Origin of the sequence: Globicatella sp. HMSC072A10, from assembly GCF_001811625.1 — a bacterium.
GTDB classification, from domain to species: domain Bacteria; phylum Bacillota; class Bacilli; order Lactobacillales; family Aerococcaceae; genus Globicatella; species Globicatella sanguinis.
The window spans coordinates 1-2055 of the sequence record NZ_KV805755.1; the positions used below are offsets into that span (position 1 = coordinate 1).

The 2055-nt window shown below is 36.9% G+C and carries 1 protein-coding gene; it reads right to left on the bottom strand.

The window, feature by feature from the left end:
* Positions 1-536: 536 nt before the first annotated feature.
* On the bottom strand, positions 537-2055 hold a 1519-nt coding region (locus HMPREF2811_RS07240), incomplete at its 5' end, for a SpaA isopeptide-forming pilin-related protein (RefSeq protein ID WP_141749280.1).

A 2055-nucleotide genomic window follows, 5' to 3' on the forward strand; every position in this document is an offset into this window, starting at 1 on the left:
TCGTGGACCATTTTTCGGTTGACATTTACATTTTTGTTGATTAGATTAAATTCATATTAAATTTAAAATTTAATTTAACAATCAGAAAGGTATTTCAAAGGGGATAGCACCTAATATTTTTCTTGCTTTATTCAGCTTTTTCAGAATGTTTAATTTTATTATTGAAGGGTAGTTTTATATTGCAAATTGAATTTAGTAAAGGTTGCTATGTCTTCTATTAGTATTGCTAGTTAACTACTAAAAATAATTATGATATTTATATGGATAGGTATCTACTAAAAGTACCATTGATTTATGAGTTTACAACACTTCATATCATATGTAACTTTTCAATGTAAACATTTCATTACTGTTAAATTTGATGAGACAGTAAAATCGATGAGACAGCTAAACTAGAGTGCATTTTCAAAATATGTGTCACACGAATTTTATAATCAATAAGCTTCATTACACAAAAAGACCACTACCCAATCAATTAGGTAGTAGTCTATGAATGCTATTTTAATGACTTAGCTGTCTAATTTTTGAAGATTTGATTACTCATGTTCACGTTTTGAACGAAACACGAAGAATCCTCCTGCCAATAATCCAATACCAATAGTGGTTGTAACAATCTTATTCATGATTGACTCACCAGTATTTGGTAAATGTTTACGATTATTTGGTTTATTTGGTGTGTTTGGTGTTGTTGGTTTATTTGGTGTTGTTCCACCCGGTGTTGTCGTTTCTTCAGCACCTGCTGTAGTTGTTCCCTCTTCACCTGGTTTTGTCGTTTCCTCTTCACCTGATGTGGTCGTTTCCTCTTCTCCTGGTGTTGTTGTTTCCTCTTCACCTGGTGTGGTCGTTTCTTCTTCTCCTGGTGTCGTTGTTTCCTCTTCACCTGGTGTTGTTGTTTCCTCTTCTCCTGGTGTCGTTGTTTCCTCTTCTCCTGGTGTGGTCGTTTCCTCTTCACCTGGTGTGGTCGTTTCTTCTTCTCCTGGTGTCGTTGTTTCCTCTTCACCTGGTGTCGTTGTTTCTTCTTCACCTGGTGTGGTCGTTTCCTCTTCACCTGGTGTTGTTGTTTCTTCTTCACCTGGTGTGGTCGATTCTTCTGTTGTTTCAGTGACAATACTTGTTTCCGTTTCAACGGTTGTAGTATTGTTATTGAAGTTTGTTATAGTGAACAACACTGGTTTATCATTTGGTAAGTTAAAATGATATTGTTCATTTGTGAAATCATAGCCAGCTGGCGCTGCCGTTTCAACAAAGTAATATTCACCTTCAACTAAATCTTTTACTTGTACTAATCCACTTGCATCAGTTTTATACGAACCAATCTTAACTTCTTCAATTCTTTCGACTGGTGCTGCCGTTGTGGTTGCTTCCGTTGTCATTGCAGTTTTCTCTGCTAACTTCGCGACCACTTGTTCTTGTAATTGAACAATTTGTGCATTTAAACTTTCGATTTCTGCTGAATGATCAATTACAGTTGGAGCTTCCGTAACAGGGTCAATATACACTTCTGTTACATAGCTTTCTTCAATAATTGTACCATCTTCAGCCGTAACTTCTGGAACTATTGATGTTTCAACAATCGGTTCAACTGATTCTGAAGAAATCACCGTTCCGTGTTCTGATTCTAAAACAGCTACTTGATTTTGTAGATTAGCAATCTGTTCATTTAACGCTTCGATGGCTGCATCAACTTCAGATGTATCAACTGCTGCTGGTTCAACTGTTACTGGTGCATCCTCTACAATCGTTTTAACGATTCGATACAATTCAAAAGTTACACCTTTAACGGCATTACCATGTTGATCAATTTTCTTAATAGAAGCATCATACAACTCTGGTTGAGGTGCCTCAGTTGATGAAGTTGTATCTGTTACTGTCACTGTCACAATCGAAGTAGTTGTTTCAGAAGATGTTGGTTCTTCCGTTGTTGTTTCGCCAGTTGTCGTTGTTTCTTCTTCAGAAGTCGTTTCCTCTGTTGTTTCAGAAGTCGTTTCCTCAACAGTAGTTTCTGTTGTCGTTGTTGTCTCTTCTGGTGTTGGTGTACCTGGGACTTCGTTCTCA